The 388-nt window shown below is 36.1% G+C and carries 1 protein-coding gene; it reads left to right on the top strand.

The genetic code is table 11. From position 1 onward, the window contains the following. Positions 1-388 (top strand): ADP-dependent glucokinase/phosphofructokinase (locus E3E32_RS10035; protein WP_304940807.1); only part of this gene is annotated, 388 nt, incomplete at both ends.

Below are 388 nucleotides of genomic sequence, written 5' to 3'. Positions count from 1 at the left end.
CAATCTTGACTTTAAAAAAATTATTGCATATTCTCCCGTTCTAGCTAAGAGACAAGCTCAGATGTTTGTTAACAAGCCGAATCTTCTTTATCCTGTTGTTGAGAATGGAAAGCTGGTTTTAAAGAAGCCAATTGAGGCATATCGTGAAAATGATCCAATAAAGGTGAACAGAATATTTGAGTTTAGAAAAGGTATGAGGTTTAAGCTTGGAAATGAAGTTATTGAAGTTCCTCATTCTGGCCGTTTTATCGTTGCTTCACGTTTTGAGAGCATTAGAATTGAGACAAAGGAAGATTTAAAGCCGTTTTTGCCAGAAATTGGCGAGCTTGTAGATGGAGCTATTCTGTCTGGATATCAAGGTATTAAAAAGCGCTATTCTGATGGAAAA

Source organism: Thermococcus sp. GR6 (genome assembly GCF_012027415.1).
In the GTDB taxonomy this organism is placed as follows: Archaea; Methanobacteriota_B; Thermococci; order Thermococcales; family Thermococcaceae; genus Thermococcus; species Thermococcus onnurineus.
This window is presented reverse-complemented; position numbering and strand designations above follow the sequence as displayed.